A 236-nucleotide genomic window follows, 5' to 3' on the forward strand; every position below is an offset into this window, starting at 1 on the left:
CCGAGCCCGATCCCCGTCAGCGCAGGCCCGAGGCCGTCGTGGAGTTCCTGGCGCAGCCGCACCCGCTCCGCCTGGGTGGCAGCGACCACCCTCTCCTGCTGGACCCGGAGCTCCTCGGCGACCTGGACGGCGTGCAGGACGGCCGCGATCAGTGGAACGACCGCCTCCACCAACCGTTCTCCGGCGCGGCCGAGTCCCGCGCGGCCGGGCCGGCCACCGACCAGCAGGACGCCGAG

1 pseudogene is annotated in these 236 nt (G+C 75.8%); it reads right to left on the reverse strand.

The features are described 5' to 3' along the window. Positions 1 to 236: pseudogene (locus ACOADB_RS19020) on the reverse strand (two-component sensor histidine kinase); the annotation flags it as partial.

It is taken from the genome of Nocardioides sp. CPCC 206348 (assembly GCF_048654705.1).
Lineage (GTDB): Bacteria > Actinomycetota > Actinomycetes > Propionibacteriales > Nocardioidaceae > Nocardioides.